Annotated in this window: 17 protein-coding genes; 8 read left to right on the top strand and 9 right to left on the bottom strand. The window is 39.1% G+C overall.

Annotation, left to right across the window (positions count from 1 at the left end; all coding sequences use genetic code 11):
* Positions 1–122: 122 nt before the first annotated feature.
* Positions 123–530: a globin domain-containing protein gene (locus tag JQC92_RS09740; RefSeq protein ID WP_204999471.1), complete on the bottom strand. Its 408-nt coding sequence runs from the start codon at positions 528–530 to the stop codon at positions 123–125.
* A 151-nt stretch (positions 531–681) separates the two neighbouring features.
* On the opposite strand from JQC92_RS09740, the gene JQC92_RS09735 reads away from it, so the two are divergent.
* Positions 682–1,587, top strand: a complete 906-nt coding sequence (locus tag JQC92_RS09735; protein WP_204999470.1) for a hypothetical protein — start codon at positions 682–684, stop codon at positions 1,585–1,587.
* 67 nt (positions 1,588–1,654) lie between these two features.
* On the opposite strand, the gene JQC92_RS09730 is transcribed toward JQC92_RS09735, so the two are convergent.
* Complete coding sequence (locus JQC92_RS09730; RefSeq protein WP_239480501.1) at positions 1,655–3,370, bottom strand: flotillin family protein; 1,716 nt, start codon at positions 3,368–3,370, stop codon at positions 1,655–1,657.
* Between the two features lie 54 nt (positions 3,371–3,424).
* Positions 3,425–4,066: an OB-fold-containig protein gene (locus JQC92_RS09725; protein WP_204999468.1), complete on the bottom strand. Its 642-nt coding sequence runs from the start codon at positions 4,064–4,066 to the stop codon at positions 3,425–3,427.
* 133 nt (positions 4,067–4,199) lie between these two features.
* On the opposite strand from JQC92_RS09725, the gene JQC92_RS09720 reads away from it, so the two are divergent.
* Both JQC92_RS09720 and JQC92_RS09715 read left to right on the top strand, forming a co-directional pair.
* The gene (locus JQC92_RS09720; protein ID WP_129945671.1) at positions 4,200–4,454 is read left to right on the top strand and encodes a DUF2960 domain-containing protein; all 255 of its coding nucleotides are present in this window, start codon (positions 4,200–4,202) and stop codon (positions 4,452–4,454) included.
* A 5-nt stretch (positions 4,455–4,459) separates the two neighbouring features.
* Positions 4,460–4,966 carry an RDD family protein gene (locus JQC92_RS09715; protein ID WP_204999478.1) on the top strand — a complete coding sequence of 169 codons (507 nt, stop codon included), beginning with the start codon at positions 4,460–4,462 and terminating at the stop codon, positions 4,964–4,966.
* A gap of 45 nt (positions 4,967–5,011) precedes the next feature.
* Here the strand turns inward: JQC92_RS09715 and JQC92_RS09710 are convergent, their stop codons facing one another.
* The 6 genes from JQC92_RS09710 to JQC92_RS09685 all read right to left on the bottom strand — a co-directional run bounded on the left by JQC92_RS09710 (position 5,012) and on the right by JQC92_RS09685 (position 11,991).
* On the bottom strand, positions 5,012–5,608 hold the full coding sequence (locus tag JQC92_RS09710) for a response regulator (RefSeq protein WP_204999477.1): 597 nt from the start codon (positions 5,606–5,608) through the stop codon (positions 5,012–5,014).
* The gene (locus JQC92_RS09705) at positions 5,604–6,692 is read right to left on the bottom strand and encodes a sensor histidine kinase (protein ID WP_204999467.1); all 1,089 of its coding nucleotides are present in this window, start codon (positions 6,690–6,692) and stop codon (positions 5,604–5,606) included. Before JQC92_RS09705 ends, JQC92_RS09710 begins: the two co-directional genes overlap by 5 nt.
* Positions 6,693–6,757: 65 nt before the next feature.
* Positions 6,758–7,363 (bottom strand): DUF7010 family protein, encoded by a 606-nt coding sequence (locus JQC92_RS09700; protein WP_204999466.1) that lies wholly within the window; start codon positions 7,361–7,363, stop codon positions 6,758–6,760.
* A gap of 131 nt (positions 7,364–7,494) precedes the next feature.
* A complete protein-coding gene (locus JQC92_RS09695; protein WP_204999465.1) occupies positions 7,495–8,154 on the bottom strand; it encodes a tetratricopeptide repeat protein in 660 nt (219 codons plus the stop codon).
* A gap of 215 nt (positions 8,155–8,369) precedes the next feature.
* On the bottom strand, positions 8,370–9,302 hold the full coding sequence (locus JQC92_RS09690; RefSeq protein ID WP_204999464.1) for a calcium/sodium antiporter: 933 nt from the start codon (positions 9,300–9,302) through the stop codon (positions 8,370–8,372).
* 121 nt (positions 9,303–9,423) lie between these two features.
* On the bottom strand, positions 9,424–11,991 hold the full coding sequence (locus JQC92_RS09685; RefSeq protein ID WP_204999463.1) for a PBP1A family penicillin-binding protein: 2,568 nt from the start codon (positions 11,989–11,991) through the stop codon (positions 9,424–9,426).
* 356 nt (positions 11,992–12,347) lie between these two features.
* Between JQC92_RS09685 and JQC92_RS09680 the strand changes: the two genes are divergently transcribed.
* From JQC92_RS09680 to JQC92_RS09660, 5 genes are read left to right on the top strand one after another with little or no spacing between them, the layout of a single operon-like run.
* The gene (locus JQC92_RS09680) at positions 12,348–13,427 is read left to right on the top strand and encodes a pilus assembly protein PilM (protein ID WP_204999476.1); all 1,080 of its coding nucleotides are present in this window, start codon (positions 12,348–12,350) and stop codon (positions 13,425–13,427) included.
* Positions 13,415–13,996: a PilN domain-containing protein gene (locus JQC92_RS09675; RefSeq protein WP_204999462.1), complete on the top strand. Its 582-nt coding sequence runs from the start codon at positions 13,415–13,417 to the stop codon at positions 13,994–13,996. Before JQC92_RS09680 ends, JQC92_RS09675 begins: the two co-directional genes overlap by 13 nt.
* Entirely contained in the window at positions 13,993–14,610 is a 618-nt protein-coding gene (locus JQC92_RS09670; protein ID WP_204999461.1) for a type IV pilus inner membrane component PilO, read from the top strand. The genes JQC92_RS09675 and JQC92_RS09670 overlap by 4 nt, the downstream gene beginning before the upstream one ends.
* Entirely contained in the window at positions 14,610–15,125 is a 516-nt protein-coding gene (locus JQC92_RS09665) for a pilus assembly protein PilP (protein ID WP_204999460.1), read from the top strand. The genes JQC92_RS09670 and JQC92_RS09665 overlap by 1 nt, the downstream gene beginning before the upstream one ends.
* A 55-nt stretch (positions 15,126–15,180) precedes the next feature.
* A complete protein-coding gene (locus JQC92_RS09660; RefSeq protein ID WP_239480499.1) occupies positions 15,181–17,199 on the top strand; it encodes a type IV pilus secretin PilQ in 2,019 nt (672 codons plus the stop codon).
* Positions 17,200–17,440 lie beyond the last annotated feature (241 nt).

Genomic DNA, 17,440 nt, shown 5'->3' with positions numbered 1-17,440 from the left:
AAACTCCCGTTTATTGGCATTTATAACTACAAGCTTGCCATTGTTTTGTGACACAAGTACCACCCCGCAAGTAAGTTTCACTGTTTATTTGAAAAGTCAATACGGGGCTGGTGAATGGTTACTTATTTTTTGGTCGCATTAATCATTACTGTTGCGACGGTTTCATACATGGTTAGCCATGCAGATTTAAGCTCATCGGTAAAGTCTTCACCAAATGCTTGGGCCAGGGTATCAATTAGTGCTTGCCCAACTGTTTGATAGTGCTCATCTTGGACACCATAACCAATATGACGAATCGCCATATCTTCTAATACGGGAATTAACGTCTCAAGTTTAGTTAAGCTATTTATTGCAATAGTTAAGGTAAGCATTAACTTATCACCTTGTTCTTTAATATCACCATTGAACATTGGTTTTAGGCTTGGATCAAGTTCGAATAAGCGATTATAAAACAGCTCTGCAGCTTGCAATTTAATCGGTAAAACTTGTTGCCAGCTTTGTTGAATGAGCGCTATTTGTGTTTGGTTCACGTGTGGAAACCCCGACTTTAATTATTTTGTATTTTGCAATAAGACCTGAGTACGGTTGAGTTTATTACAAGATTAACGATAGTTAATAAGGCAATCTAAATGTAGTGGTCTATTATTCAAAGTTGAAATATTCAGTATAAAAGGCTTCAGAATGATGAAAGTTAACTCGGAATTATTGGCTATATTACCACTCACTTTATGTAGCTTTTGGGTTTCAGCAAATAACAGTGTTATTCAGCTAAGCGCAAGTGGAATAGGAAAAGTAAATACTAGCGAGCAATGTGCATATGTTGCTCCAGTCACAACCAAAGATGGAAATGGGTTTTATGAAGGGCTAGGTTGTCCCACAAATCCGGCAAAATTTGCTTTGACGCTTGTTGAAGGTAAAAATAAACAGAACCAAGATGTTGTTGTTCCTAGTAGCACTGCATGGGATATCTGTCAGAAGACGCATATTAATGTTGATCCAAACCCTTTTGATTACACACCAAATCAGGTAGTTCCAACTATTTTGAACTCAATACACGTTGTTAATCATTGTGAACCGGGGGAGACAGGTTATGCTGAATTGAATGTTTATGATACTCGTCAAGATGTAGATGCGAACTACAGTAAAGACGTCGCGCTAGTACTATACACAACCAATACTCCTTATAAAGATCCGAAAAAACAAACAACATATAAAAATAATGATAAAGAAGACTATGGTGTTAAATTTTATATTACACCAGCTGTACCTTCGGAAGGGGATGGAGAAGGTTGGCCTAAGTTACCTGGAGATCCGCAGTACAAAAAATATACAGATTCACATTTGCAATTCGAGTCTGATTATACTCATGATGAGAATGGCAATATAAACGGTTTAAAGATAGCTTTTTGTAACTGGGCTTCAGACTTTACCGGTAAAATTAAAGGGGAGTCTTTCAAATTTGAAAAGTTTAAAGTTGCTTACAAAGTTAATGGCATCCCAGCAAGTAATGTAGCCATGGCAGCGGCTTTTATTGTTCCAGATAAAGCATGTAGCAAAGTGAATAACGAAAATAATTACAATAATTAATGATTTCGTAATGGAAATAAGCCCAATTAGAAGAACTAGTTGGGCTTATTTAGTCGCTAAGATAAAGCTATAAAGATTCTGAGTTTTCGAGTTTCGGCTCAGAGGCTTTTTCTTGAGTATTTAAAAGTTTTGATGCCAACTGATGCTCACCTGTCACTAAATCAGTAAGACTCCCAGTTGCTTTGTCCACTAAACCAATATCTTTTAGCATAGCATCAACTACTGGTGCATTCGCTCGATAATCTAAAGCCGCTTGAGTTACTTGCTCAGCAAAGCTACCACCATGTCCACTTGAACCTTTACCAGAATTAGAACCTGCTTGGCCACCGTTATAGCCCTGTAGGATCTTAATTTGCTCAATGTTCTCAATTGGTTTAACTGCATTGGCAACAATTTCAGGTAGCGCTTGTAAAATGGCTAATGATTTTTGTAGTTCAATTTGCTCATCACTCAAGACGTTTTGCGCTTGGTGAAGCGCCTGTTTACCAGCCGCTTCAACTTCGTAAATCTTTTCGTCGGCTTCTGCCTTGAGTCGTAGGGCGTCAGAATTGGCTTTAGCTTCAATGAGAATTGCTTCAGATTTATCTTCAGCAGCACGTTTCTCAGCTTCAGCTTGAGTGATTAAACCAACTGCTTCACGCTCAGCTTCCTTCTTAGCATCAATCACCTCGATATCTTTTTGACGATTTGCCTGAGCAACTTGTTTAGCCGTAACAACGGCTTCTTCTTTCTCTACTTTGGTTTTTTCTGCTTCAGCAGCACGGGCTCGGGCTGCTGATTCTTCTTCAGACTTTGCAGCTACGGCGATCTGCTTGTCTTGCTCTGCGACTTCAATTTCACGTTGTTGTTGAATACGAGACTGTTCGATTTGCTGACGTTTTTCGATTTCACGAGTCTCAATGTCGCGTTTTTTCTCAATTTCAGCGGTTTCAATAGCACGCTCTTTAGCAATTTCGGCTTCACGCTCTTCACGAGTTTTAAGCTCTTTTTGCTTAATGATTTCAGCTTGCTGTTCTGCACGTTTAAATTCAATCGCTTGTTGTTGAACAAGTTTCGCTTCTTGCTCATTTTTTTCGATTTCGAGTGATTGTTTTTCGGCTTCTAGGTTTCGCTGTTCAATCTTAATGCGGTTTTCTTGTTCAATGTCATTGGTTTCTTTGCGCTTTTCTTCGATGATCTTAGCAAGACGAGCACGCCCTTCGGCATCGAATGCGTTATTTTCATTGAAGTAATTAAGGTCGGTCTGATCAAAGCCCGTTAAAGAAACGGATTCAAGCTCTAGGCCATTTTTTTCAAGATCATTAGCCACATTATTTTGTACACGTTGAACAAAATCAGCACGCTGTTCATGCATTTCTGTCATTGTCATTTCAGCAGCAACGGCGCGTAATACGTCAACAAACTTCGATTCCATTAACTTTTTTAACTCTTCTACTCGATTGGTACGATTACCAAGAGTTTGAGCAGCCATTGAGATCCCTTCGGCATTGGGTGCAACACGTAAATAAAAGTCTGCTTTGACATCAACACGCATGCGATCTTTGGTGATCAACGCATCTTTTTGAGTTTTTTCGACTTCGATTCGCAGCGTATTCATATTCACGGAAATGGTTTCGTGCAGTACCGGCAAGACAATGGCACCACCGTCTTTTATGACTTTTTCACCACCGAATCCGGTTCTGACAAATGCGAGCTCTTTTGTTGCTCGGGTATAAAGTTTGGCAAACATCACTCCTATTATGATAAAACCGAATATGGCCATACCTGCAAATACGAATGGCATACTGTTGAGTTCGAGTCCTTGAATTTCCATTAAAACTCCTTTATGGATTAATTGTTATTGTTGGTATCTTGCCGCTAACCAGAGGTTATCTTGGCGGCGAAGCAAAATGATAGATGTGCCTTGAGTCAAAGTATCTCGAGGAGAGTCGGGGATGACGCGGACATAATGCTTTTGTAAGAAAGCGTCTTTAATGACTGCCTCAGCAGGTGTTTCGTGAGTGGCAATACCAAGCGTGATGCTGCCAACGCTGCCAGCTAAATCATCGCGGTTGATAGCACTGGTTTCATTTTTAGGTAATAGATTTGCTAACCAATTCCCAGTGTAATGAATACTAATAATTGTGATACCAGCAGCTAAAGAGGTGACCGTCCAGATGGGGTGATATTGCTCAAAAACATGAATGGAGAGGTAACTGCCTGTAAAACCTAGTATCGAGAACGTCGTTAACGTCAGAACTAGCCAGATGAGGAGCGGTAATCGCCCTAAGCATAACCAGCCTAATAAACCAGTAATACCACTTTCAGCGCCACTGGAATCGATATCAGCATCAATCTCGGTAGGTAAAATATCGTCGATAGTACTCAATAAACTTAAGCCAAGTAGCATGGCTAAAATTTCGAATACCCCCAAAGCAATGACAAAAGCGAATGCGAATGCGAAAGGCCAATTTTCATGCGCTAACAGAAACGTTAACATGCAACCTCCAAATTGTTGCGAGTGACGAATAGAGTAAAATATCAAATGTTATATGTATTAAACAAGTTGTTTATGTTTGCAATTGATATCAACAATCTCGGATAATATCGATAACTGATTACTCGGAGTCAATATGGCACGTCAAGTTCGCTACACCTTTAAAGGTGAAACCAAAACCATTCCTTTTAGTTATACTGTACATCATGACTTGTATGAGGCCGCAGCAGAAGCAGAGGGAATCGATTTAACTCGCTTTTTACAGATGGAGCAGCAAATAGCGATGACTTCCAAAAAAGGGGCTCGAGCTGAAAGAGATTTCAGAAGAACCGAATTTTTAAGAATGGGCTTTACTCATATACATTTTGTTCGAGAGGAAGAGGAAGCATAATGGTTATGATCAACCCTGAGCATGCGAACTTTCCCCGTGCTACGTTCATGAGGCGATTAGGTGCGATGGTTTATGACACTCTGATTGCAGCTGGCGTTTTAGTGTTTGCTGTGGTCTTTGGTTTTATTGCTTTTTTGATATTAATTGAGACGGGCTTAATTAACAATCATGGCTATAAAATTGTTTCTGATGCGTTACTTGCAGTTCCTTTATATAAAGGGATCTGGCAGTTGTATTTAACGATCACATTAGCCAGTTTTTATGCTTACTTTTGGAGTAAGAGTGGGCAAACATTAGGCATGCGTACCTGGCGATTAAAAATTCAACACCCTAATGGGCAAAATATCAGCATGATGGCAGCTTATGCTCGTGTCGTTTGGTCTTTGCTTGGCATTGGGAATATATTTATTTTTCTCTCAGCAGATAAGCTGGCACTACAAGACAGAATGACTCGTTCTGAAGTGGTTCAACTGTCTAAAGAAGCGAATGAAATGAAAAACTGGCGTCGGTAACTGATTGATATGATGAAGTAAGCTCCCATTTTGGGAGCTTTATCTTTACAACCATCCCTTTTGCTGGGCAATCCTAGCCGCATCAATACGATTGCTGGCATTGAGTTTACTGATGGCCTCAGATAAGTAGTTCCTTACCGTTCCTTCGGCAATAAATAATGTGCTGGCAATGTCAGAGGTTGATTTGCCTTCTGAAGCTAAGCGTAATGCTCGTCTTTCTTTATCATTGAGTGGATCTTTATCACCAATCGCCATCATCGCCAGTTCTGGATCGATGATTCGTTTACCATTCATTACCGATGTGATTGCATCAACAAGCTGTTCAGAAGGCGCATCTTTCAATAAAAAACCACTCACACCACATTCAATCGCTCTTTTAATATAACCAGCACGACTAAAAGTAGTGACGATGACGACTTTGGTTTGCGGTTGGTTATCCGCCACCCATTGTGCGAGCTCAATGCCTGTGACTTTAGGCATTTCAATATCGCTTAACAAAAGGTCGAACTGCTGTTGTTTTAATAAAGCTAGAGCCTGTTCACCGTTTTCTGCTTCGGTAATTTGGCAGTGCCCACTTAAGGTTAATAGTGCGCTCAAAGCGCCACGCACCATAGCTTGATCTTCTGCTAATAAAATTTTAATCATTATTTTTGTCCTTTAATGGCAGTTGAATGGTAAAGCTCAATTCTGGTGATAATTGATATTCAAACTTTCCGCCGATGTCCTCTATCCTTTCTCGAATGCCTTTTAAGCCGTTGCCTTCCTTTATTGAGGTTAACGATTGATTTTCGTTAATTGAAACGATGCTTGAGTCATTGTTTTGTTCAAATTGAAACTGGCATTCAGTGGCTTGACTGTATTTGAGCATGTTGTTTGTCAGTTCGGTGAGGATCAAACATGTATGACTTTCCTGTGTTGCAGATAAGGCGGTAGGAAGCTCACCATCAAGTTTTACCTGCATATCCTTGTCTCTCAGGCGCTGACACAGTTCAGTTACCGTTGTTTCCAATCCTTTATGTTTATAGTTGGATACGGTTTGTCTGAGTTGTGATAAGTTCTCTCGGGAGATCTCGGCTAATTCGTTTAAATGTTTTTGGGCGAGGTCATAATGTTGATTATCAATAAGCTTACTGGCGAGCTCAGCTTTTAGGGTGATGGAAGACAAACAATGTCCCATTACGTCGTGCAAGTCTCGGGCGATACGCTCACGTTCAACTATCGTCGCCAGCGTTTTTATCTCTTGATTGCTCTGCTGTTTCATCTTTAACTTTTCTTGTTGGTGACGATTAGTAATACCAATGACACCGATACCTAGAGTTAATACGCTTCCCCAAGCTATAAAGAAAAAGTTAGGAAAAAAATACCAATTTAATAGGCCGATAGTGAGGACTTGGACTCCCCAAATTCCAGCCGCACGCTTTAAAGAAAAGTGAAAGCCCGCATAAAATGCAACGTAAGAAAAAAAAGCCAGTGAACCAGCATTTATTGGTGTAATCACCACCGCTAACACAAACATTAAACTCAGCGGGATAACAGCCTGTGATGATTTACAGCTAAAGAGCTTAAAATATAATGGTAAAAATAACGCCAGTGCGACAAAGCTCCAAACGATATCCAGCTTTGACATTGGAGCGATAAACATAGGTAAAAAGTAGAAGATAAGGTTAACCAGGTAGACCCATGCAAACTTGTCTTCAGGTAAAAACGTCGAATGACTTTTCTTCATTGTATGTCCTTATTTTTATAGCTTTTTACCATGACAAAAAGACGATGTCATCAAGCAATTTATACTTAGTGAGAAGCAGCAACGGCATCTATTGGTTGATTATCGCTGTTATACTTCCTCCAACGCAGCTCTAGTACTGGAATTGTTACTATGTAAGTAAACACGATAATGGTTGGTATTAAGGTAAAGCTGTGCTCAGGCGCTATGTACCACGCTGCTAAAATTAAAAGTGTTCTCGCAATACCATGAAGTAAACCTACCCAATGTTGAATCGACCAAGAAAAGGGAATCCACATCAAACCAGTCAATATGCCAACGGTCAAAGGAATGGAACGATGATCAATTTGCGCAAAAGGAATGGCAATTGCGAAGATCATCATGCATAACACTAAAACCAAAAGAAACAGCTGATCAAATGGGTTTTTATGGCCTTTTCGTCCTAATATATCTTCGCCTGTGAATTTACTTAGAAACAATGCAAAATAAATAATCGAACCAGTACATATCCATAATAAAAATGGCTTAGATTCAGGAAAGAAGTAACTGCCAACAGCAATAATAAGCCAAGCTATGGTGCCTGATAGCGGCATAGCGAGGAAACGTTTTTGCTTAAAATTATGACGATGTTGTTCTAGAGATAACTCAGTCGAAATTTGTTTTGTCGTGCCCATTTTGTTTCCCTTTCCCTTCTACTTCTACTTCTACTTCTACTTTTACTTTTACTTTTACTTTTACTTTTACTTTTACTTTTACTTTTTCTTATGGCTAATAGCCCAAATGAACTATTAGCTTGAATGATGAATTAATACTGTCCAAGTAAGCCCTTAGCCCAGCCATTGTTAGGATTGACGGCTAAAGCTTGCTGCCAATCTTTATGGGCAGCAGCTTGGTCGCCTAATTGCTGTTTTGCTAAACCACGCCAGACATAAGCTTCTGAACTTCCCCAACAGATTTCAGTACATGGCTGAGAGAAATCAGCAATTGCTGCGTTGATAAAGCTAATGCTCTTTTGAGGCTTGTGGAAGGTAGAAATGCCTTGTGCCAACTCTACTCTTGGGTTGTTTGGCTCAAGTGTAAGAGCTTGCTCTAATGCTTGACCAGACTTCATACCTAAGCTTGCTGATAAGCTATTGTCTATGTACACATTCATGCCATAGACCAATGACAATAGTGCATAGTTTTCCGCATTAGCCTGAGATTGGTTGAGTTGCTCTAAAATCTCAGCCGCTTTTGAGAGCGCCAGTTGAGCTTTATCAGTATTACCCGTTAAGTTTGCAGTCACGCCTAAGCGGTAGTTTGCATAAGCATTGGCGTAATCAGATGTCTCGGTAGCGAGTTGCTGAAGCTTCTGGATATTTAATGTGTCCATTGCATTATCAGTGGCTGTGATAGCTTCTTCAGTAGTAAGAGCAAATACAGACGAAGAAGTTAATATGCTTGTTACAAGTAAAAGAGTTTTCATGGTTACAATCCTTGTGGTTAATTAATTTATACCCATGATGCTTGAAACATGCATCTTCAGGCATCATGGGTATAAGTGTCGAGTGAGATTATTGGACGAAAACAAGGATGTTGTTAGGCACAAAGGTCATCAATATCGAATGACATTTGTCATTGGGTGATTTTAAAAATAAAAAAAGGGAGCTTAAGCTCCCTTCAATCAGCTAAAAATAGAGATTAGAAAACGGCTTCGTTAACAAGATACGACATATAGGCAATATAGATGAGTAGTAGGACTATACCTTCACGGCGGCTAACTCTCATACCTGTATAGGCAAATGGAAGCATTAATAAAGATAAACCTAACATTACTGCGAGATCAGCAAATTCTAATCCATCAGCAGATATTGGGTGAATGGTTGCTGTGATACCAAGAACTGCTAAGATATTGAACAGGTTAGAACCGACTACACCACCGATTGCAATATCACTTTCACCTTTGAGAGCTGCAATAGCTGAGGTTGCAAGTTCAGGCATACTGGTGCCAATTGCGACGACCGTTAGACCTATAATAACTTCGTTGATACCAAATAAACGAGCTAAATCGACGGCTCCATCGACAAAAATAATACCACCACCAATGAGCATGATTAGACCAAGAAGGATCATTAAAATCGATAAAGCAGGATGTGCCTTGCTTGTTTCAATTTCTTCTATTTGTCCTGTTTTTTTCGAATCGTAATAACTATAACCTAAATAGCTGATCAGTAATGCGATCAACACGCAGCCATCAATGATGTCTAATTCACCATCAAGCAATAGTCCCCAAAACAGAAGAGTAACAGTGATCATTAATGGAATGTCACGTTTTACAATTTGCGACTGCACATTAATAGGGCGAATTAACGCAGTTATACCTAGAATTAAACCAATATTGGCAATATTTGAGCCGATAACATTACCAATCGCAATACCACTATTACCATCAAGTGCAGCTTCTAAACTTACCGCTAATTCTGGGGCACTGGTACCAAATGCTACGATGGTGAGACCAATGACGAGAGGTGCTACGCCTAAACGTAATGCAATCGTACTCGCACCACGGACTAGAGCTTCTGCGCCTAGAGTTAAAATTAAAAATCCGCCAACGATGGATAAAAAGATGAGCATAATAATATTTTATTTATCTGATTCGATATTGCGGGTAAGGATAAGTGTTTTTCTGTCAAAATGACAGTTTATGTCAAAAAAAAGCACCGCCTGTTAGCGGTGCTAGATGAGGAGTTTAATTTTACTGAAACAAGTCGCTTTCTTTGCTGTTGTCGATAAAAATGTTGCTTTCATCATTTTTATCAGTGGCGTATTCAGTGGGCTCTGTCCCTTTTATGAAATACTCAAAGCGCGAGGTGTAATCGGTTTTTTTAGTTAACTTACCGGTTTCACGATCAATTCTTACCGAAATAATGCCTGCTGGTGGAGTGATATTATTTTCTGGCACGCCTTTAAGTGCTTGCTTCATAAATTCGTTCCATGCAGGTCCAGCTGTTTTAGCTCCAGACTCAGCACCAAATAGCTGGCCTCGGCCTTCATTATTGTTATAAGAGGTTCTGCCTAATTCTCGAGAGTGATCATCAAAACCAACCCAAACTGTTGATACTAAATCCGAATTGAAACCACTAAACCATGTATCACGAGATTCGTTTGTGGTTCCTGTTTTACCCGCTAAGTCTTTGCGTTTAAGGCTTTGTGCTCGCCAGGCTGTTCCGTTCCAACCAGTACCTTTTCCCCAATTTCCGCCACCCGTTATTGTGCTATTTAAAGCGCTGCGAATTAAAAAGGCGATTTGCTTTGAGATAATTGGTGTTGCATAGCCATGAGACTCAAGAGTATTGCTACAGCTATGATTGTCTTGTTCTTGGTGAGAAGGGACTTCAATACCTTGCTCTTCGGACAATGCAGCAAGCGTTTCAGCCCATTTATCATCAACTTCAGGCTGAGCTTTTGGTTTATCACAAGCAAGTAATGGTGTGGCTTGTTCAATCAGCTGTTCATTTGAGTCAGTGATCTTATTTATGAAGTAAGGCTTAACGAGGTAGCCACCATTGGCAAATGTACTGAAGGCCGTGACTACTTGCATTGGTGTTACTGACGGAGAACCTAAGGCAATAGACTCGTTTTTTGGTAACTCGTCAGGGGAAAAGCCAAAATCGATCAAACGATTGCGAGTGGCGGTAAGTCCTGCCATTCTGAGGGCTCTTACAGCCATAACGTTGATTGATTTTGCAAGGCCAACACGGAGTCGGGTAGGTCCACCATAAACATCGGGTGAATTTTTAGGTCTCCAGGCGATACCTTGACGAGTATCCGGCTCGTTAATTGGTGCATTATTAATTAATGTCGCAAGCGTATAACCTTTCTCTAATGCGGCAGTATAGATAAATGGTTTAATATTGGAACCAAGTTGGCGCTGAGCCTGAGTTACACGATTATATTGACTTTGGCTGAATGAATAACCTCCAACAAGTGCTTTAACGGCACCATCATGAGGGTTCAAGGTGACAATGGCACTTGAGACCTGTGGGACTTGAGCCAGTTGCCACTGCTCTTCAACTTTACGTATCCAAATTTGCTGGCCTACAGATAAAATATCACTGGCTAATTTGGGAGCAGGCCCCTGTTTGGTATCAGAAATATACGCTCTTGCCCATTTGATGTTATCCCAACTCAAAGTATGCATTTCATTCGAACGAGATACGACTTCAACCGTTTGTTCATTAACATGTAGTACGGCAGCAGGAATTAGATCCTGGATAGGTCTTACTTTTCTTAATTGTTTTACAATCTGTTCGTTATCCAAAGGTGATGCATCTTCTGTCGTTGCATCCCAAAGAGTGGCTTGAGGGCCACGATAACCATGACGCATATCATAAGCATACACATTGTCTCTAAGCGAGGACTGAGCGTCTAATTGCAGTTTCGATGATATCGTTGTATAAACATTATAGCCACCGGTATAGGCTCGCTCTTCACCATACTTGTTGATCATGTAATCTCTTGCCATTTCAGAGATATAAGGAGCATAAAGATCAATTTCAGCACCATGATAAGATGCCGTGTTAGGGGCTTGGATGGCTTGTTGGTATTGCTGCTTTGAGATATAACCAACATCCTCCATTCTCAGCAGAACAATATTACGTCTTGCAATCGCTCGTGTTGCAGAGGTGATAGGGTTCAATGTTGACGGGGCTTTGGGTAGGCCTGCGATTACAGCCATTTCGGGAAGAGTGAGCTCATTGACACTTTTACCATAATAAACTTGGGCAGCAGCACCAACGCCATAAGCCCTTTGTCCAAGGTAAATTCGATTGACATAAAGTTCTAAAATTTCATCTTTAGTCAGAAGTTGTTCTATGTGGTAAGAAATAAAAATTTCTTTAACTTTACGAATAATGGTTTTATCGCGAGTTAAGAAGAAATTACGGGCAACTTGCATGGTAATCGTACTCGCACCTTGCTTTTTCTGGCCTGTCGATGCCCATACTAAAGCAGAACGTACGACACCAATTGGATCAATACCACCATGATCATAAAATCGAGCATCTTCGGTTGCGATAAATGCTTCAAGCAAGGGTTTGGGGATATCTTCAATGTTCAGTGGAATTCTACGTTTCTCACCAAATTGTGAAATGAGTTTACCGTCACTACTGTATATCCGTAATGGAGTCTGTAGTTGAACGGTTTTAAGAGTAGCTACATCAGGTAAGTCTGGCAATACATACAAATACGCACCGCCGATGCCAGCGACACCAAGCAAACATAGGCTTATAAATAAAATTCCTAATCGCTTTAACCACTTCACTTATTATATTTTCCCTACTCATTGTTAAGTGGCATTAGTATAACGGTTATTTTGTAAAAAGTGGATGGATGAAATTGATTGATTTTATTATCTAATTTCTTTCAATCACGGCGCAGCTAATGTTAGCAGTTAACATAATATTTACTTGGAATGGATTATTTTTTGCTCAGAAAGTGAATATTAAACCAAATTTTTGTTTCTATAAATTACTGAAATAAAGCTTGTTTAATACATAAAAAGGTTGAGAAGTTTGTTATTGAGTGCATAATTATTGAACATTTATTTGATTTTAATATAACTATTTTTTAATTCTGTTAATCTATTTGTGAAATAAGTTAAAAAAGTGGTATTGGATGATGCTCGGAAATTTATGGACAAAGTCAGCACCGCAGATGGTGGGCATAGATATTGGCTCTCATGAAATTAAAGCGGTGCTGCTGAGTAAACACACGGATGGTTTTAAGATTGTAAACCACATTTCAGTACCTCTTCGAAAAGGAGCTGTTGTTGATCACGACATTCGTGAACAAGAATCAGTTTCAGAAGCCTTATCAATTGTAAAAAGACGCTTCCCAAAATCAGTTAAGTATGCAGCAGCTTCTGTTTCCGGTTCTGCAGTGATGACAAAAGTGATTTACATGGATGCTTCACTGAGTGAAGAAGACATGGAGTCACAAATTGAAATCGAAGCTGATAACTTAATTCCATATTCGCTTGATGAAGTCAGTATTGATTTCGAAACATTAAATGTTAACTCAGCCGATCCAAGTAAAGTTGATGTTCTGCTCAGCGCATGTCGAACAGAGAATATTGACGCTAAAATTGATGCTTTAGATCAAGTTGACCTTGAAGCAAAAGTGATTGATGTAGAAGGGTATGCACTCGGTCGATCATTCGAGTTGATCGTTGATCAATTACCTGAGGGGGCATCTGATAAAGTGGTTGCAATGATCGATATTGGTGCAAACATTTTAACTTTTGCTGCTGTTGAAAAAGGTGAAACAACGTTTATTCGTGAGCAAACGTTTGGCGGAGAACAATTTACTCAATCAATACAATCATTTTACGGCATGACTAATGAAGATGCAGAAAAAGCCAAAGTGACTGGTGAACTTCCACGAGATTATATGTTTGAAGTTCTGTCTCCTTTTCAAACTCAATTACTGCAACAAATAAAACGTACTTTACAGATTTTCTGTACTTCCAGCGGCAAAGAAAACGTCGATTATATTGTACTTTCAGGTGGCACTGCACGACTTGAAGGCATTGCCAATGTCATCATGAGTGAATTAGGTACCCAAACCATAATTGCAAATCCATTTAAAGGTTGTCTATCTGCGGACGATAAAGATACTGAGATACTGCAAAATAATATAGGGAAGTACATGGTTGCGTTTGGCCTAGCATTAAGGAGTTATGCACAATGGCGAACATAAACTTACTGCCTTGGCGTGAAGAGGCTAGGGAAAAAAGGAAAAGGGACTATACCGGAGTATTAGCTCTGGTATTTATTGTTTCTTGCATAGTCGTTTATGCAGCTCTTGGGTTTATCGACATGCTCAAAAACGAGCAGCGTCAACGTAATGCTTATCTCACTTCAGAAATATCATTGTTAGAAAGTCAAATTAAAGAAATTCGTTCGATCACTGAACGCAAAAAAGATATTGAGCGTCGTACAGATATCATTCTTGATCTTCAGCAATCTAGAAATTTACCAACTCATATTTTAGATGAGTTAGTTCGAGTCGTTCCAGCAGGAATATATTTTTCTAATATAGAAAAAGAAGATGACATGCTTTTTGTTGAAGGACTGAGTGAGTCAAATAATCATGTAACCAATATGATGAGAAGAATAGAATCTTCAGAATGGCTCGGAGACTCTACCCCTCAACAGGTAAAGTTAGGTGAAAATAACGCCAGACTTCTTCAAAAGTTCACGATGCAGATCAGTATCATGAGCGCAGCTAACGATCGAAATAAAAAGAATAAAGAGGTCAAGAAATGAAATTAGATCTCGAACAATTCAATGACTTAGATTTTGAAAATATAGGTGCTTGGCCACGACAAGTTAAAGTTGTCTTTGCAGCGATTCTAGCCATTTTAGTTTTTATTGGGAGTTATTTTTTCTTTATTTCTGATGAGCTAAGTGCATTAGACAGGATGCAAAGTAAAGAAGCTCAATTAAGAAATGACTTTAAGTTAAAGTACCAAATGGCTGCGAATTTAAAGCTTTATCGTGAGCAGTTGAGTGAGATGGAGGGGCAATTTTCTGAATTACTAAAAATGTTGCCTTCAAAAAATGAAATGCCTGGGCTGTTAGATGATCTGACTTTTGTAGCGACTGATGCAGGGTTAAGGATCAACAGTTTAAATTGGGAAGATCCTGTTCAACAAGACTTTTACGTCGAGCTGCCAATTAAAATTTCAGTAGTAGGTGATTACCACGAGATTGGCAATATGATCAGTAATATTGCTAAGTTACCTCGTATTGTGAGTTTGCACGATTTTTCGGTTAAAAAAGAAAAGTCTGAACTTCTCCAAATGGAAATTTTCGCAAAAACATACCGATTTAAAGAAGTTGGAGACAGTGTTTCAAATAAGAAGAAGGGGAAAGGCTAATGCGGGTACTCATAGCTATTTTCCTATTATTTGGACTCACGGCATGCAGTAATGATCGTTCAGACTTAGAACTTTTTGTCACAACAACAAAAGCTCAGCATGTGGCTCATATTCCTCCTTTAAAAGAGGCTCCGAAGTTTGAGCATTATGCCTATCAAGCTGAATTAATACGTAGTCCTTTTATTCCACCTTCTAGAGAACTCACTGAAGAAGTTATCGAACCCAAGAAAAATTGTTTACAACCCGACTTACAAAGACGTAAAAGCCGCTTGGAAACTTACGCTCTCGATAATTTAAAAATGCGAGGAACAATTTCTCAAAACAAGAAAATTTGGGCACTCGTAGAAACCACTGATGGTAGCGTCTATCGGGTTGGTAAGGGTCAGTATTTAGGTTTATACCATGGTAAAGTAGCAAATGTTGCTGAGCAAAAAATAGAAATAATTGAATTGGTTCCTGATGGTTCAGGCTGCTGGACTAAAAGAATGAGTAGCATGGAATTAACAGGAAATTAAGAGCATGGATAGAAGAATAATGGAATTTTCAATCATCAAACATATTCGTTTTAAAATGATAAAGGCAGTGAACTTTGCACTTGTACTTTTATCGTTTATTGCATTTGCTCCGTCAGCATACAGTGCCAATAAATTACTTGATATTAAGTATCACGCTGTTGTAGATCATCAACTTGAAGTTGAATTTGTCTTTGAAAAAGACATTACTGTGCCATTAGTTGATGCGAGTGCAAATCCAGCCCAACTGACGATTTCTTTTGCTGATAGTGTCTCCTCGGTGAACAAGTCAAAATTTAACATTGAAAAAGTGGGTGTGATTGATTTATCTCTTAATCAAAAAGAGACTACGTTAAATGCAATTATCAGTTTAGATCGAATCAGGCCTTATCAAGCAAGAGTAATTGGTAACCGTTATCGATTGACGATCAATGACTCAATAAAACAAGAGTCATCCAACTCAGCTTCTTCATACATTAACAATATAAAACATATTGATTTTAAGCGTTCACAGACGGGTGGCAGTGAACTGATTGTTAAATTAAATAACAGCTCCATCGCTTTTAATGTCGAACAAGTCGGTGCAAAGTTAGAACTTAAGTTTTACAACACCGAGATTGGAGAAGATTTATTATACATTGTTGATGTTAATGATTTTGATACTCCAATCAAAAGCTTCGAAACGTTTAGAGAAGATCTCACCAGTAGAATCTTAGTTGATGTTTCAGGAACGTATAAATACACCTATAACCAAGATGGTAATCAAATAAGATTACTCGTCGATGAAGAAGAACCTGAAATAGTAGAAAAAAAAGAAAAAGTCTATACAGGGAAAAAGTTTACCTTAAACTTCCAAAACATTTCTGTCAGAGCGGTGCTTCAAATCATTGCAGATCAAAACAACTTTAACTTAGTGGTAAGCGATACTGTAGAGGGGGATATAACCATCCGCTTAGACAGCGTGCCTTGGGATCAAGCATTGGACTTAATTCTGAGACAGAGAGGGCTAGGTATGCGTCTCGAAGGAAACGTCATGATGGTAGCTCCTGCAGAAGAAATAGCAATCAGAGAAAGTAATGAGTTAAAGAATAAAAAAGAAGTTGAGGAACTTGCACCTCTTTATTCTGAGTATATTCAAATCAACTATGCAAAAGCAGAAGACCTCGCCAATTTGTTCAAAAGTGATGATTCGAGCCTACTATCTAAGCGTGGTACTGTTGCTGTTGACACAAGAACAAATACGTTACTTGTAAAAGATACCGCTGACACTATTGAAAATGTAGCTCGCTTAGTCAAAATTCTTGATATTCCGATTAAACAAGTCTTGATTGAAGCTAGAGTTGTTACAGTTCGTGATAATATCGCTGAAGATCTCGGTGTTCGTTGGGGCTTCACTAATCGAGACGGTGACAGTGGAACGACAGGTCGCTTAGATGGTCTATCCAATGTATCTAATGGTGTTGTACCACCAATAGGTGACAGATTGAATGTAAACCTACCTGCGCCGTCTGACGTTAGCCCAACATCGATAGCATTCAGGGTGGCGGACTTTGCTGATGGTACTTTACTTGATTTGGAATTGAGTGCATTAGAAAAAGAAGATAAAGCTGAAATTGTAGCAAGTCCACGCTTGTTAACTTCAAATCAAACTTCTGGTTATATTTCTCAAGGTGTTGAAATTCCGTATGTACAGGCTGCATCAAGTGGTGCTACAACGGTTACGTTTAAACCCGCAGTACTGTCTTTAAAAGTAACGCCACAGATTACACCTGATAATCGTATTATCTTAGATTTGGAAATCACTCAAGACTCTCGTGGTGAAAACGTACAAACACCAACAGGCACAGCCGTCTCGATCGATACTCAGCGAATCGGTACTCAGGCGCTAGTAAAAAATGGCGAAACCATTGTCTTAGGTGGTATTTTCCAGCAACAAGTTATCGATAATGTGAATAAAGTACCGTTATTAGGTGATATTCCGTACTTAGGTTACTTTTTTAGAAATTCACAGAAAAAAAATGAGCGTCGTGAATTATTAATTTTTGTAACACCAAAAATTGTTACTGAAGAATTATAAAAGTCTATAATTTACATAGAGCTAAGCTAGAGATTAGTCTCTGGCTTTTTGTTTATGGTATACCTAAAAGTGAAAAACTCATCGACAAATCGTATTTTAATCGCTTTGATGACTTGCCATTTGCACAAGGAAACTGAGATAATCCCTAATCAAGTCTCATTAGAAGAGCAAGGTAAGATATAGGTCGATTTCCAATTGTAAATCGATATAGGCAAACACTTCATAAGATTCAGACGTATAA

This window comes from Parashewanella hymeniacidonis (genome assembly GCF_016900895.1).
GTDB lineage: Bacteria > Pseudomonadota > Gammaproteobacteria > Enterobacterales > Shewanellaceae > Parashewanella > Parashewanella hymeniacidonis.
Note: the sequence above shows the minus strand (reverse complement) of the source record. Positions and strands in the feature narration are given on the sequence as shown.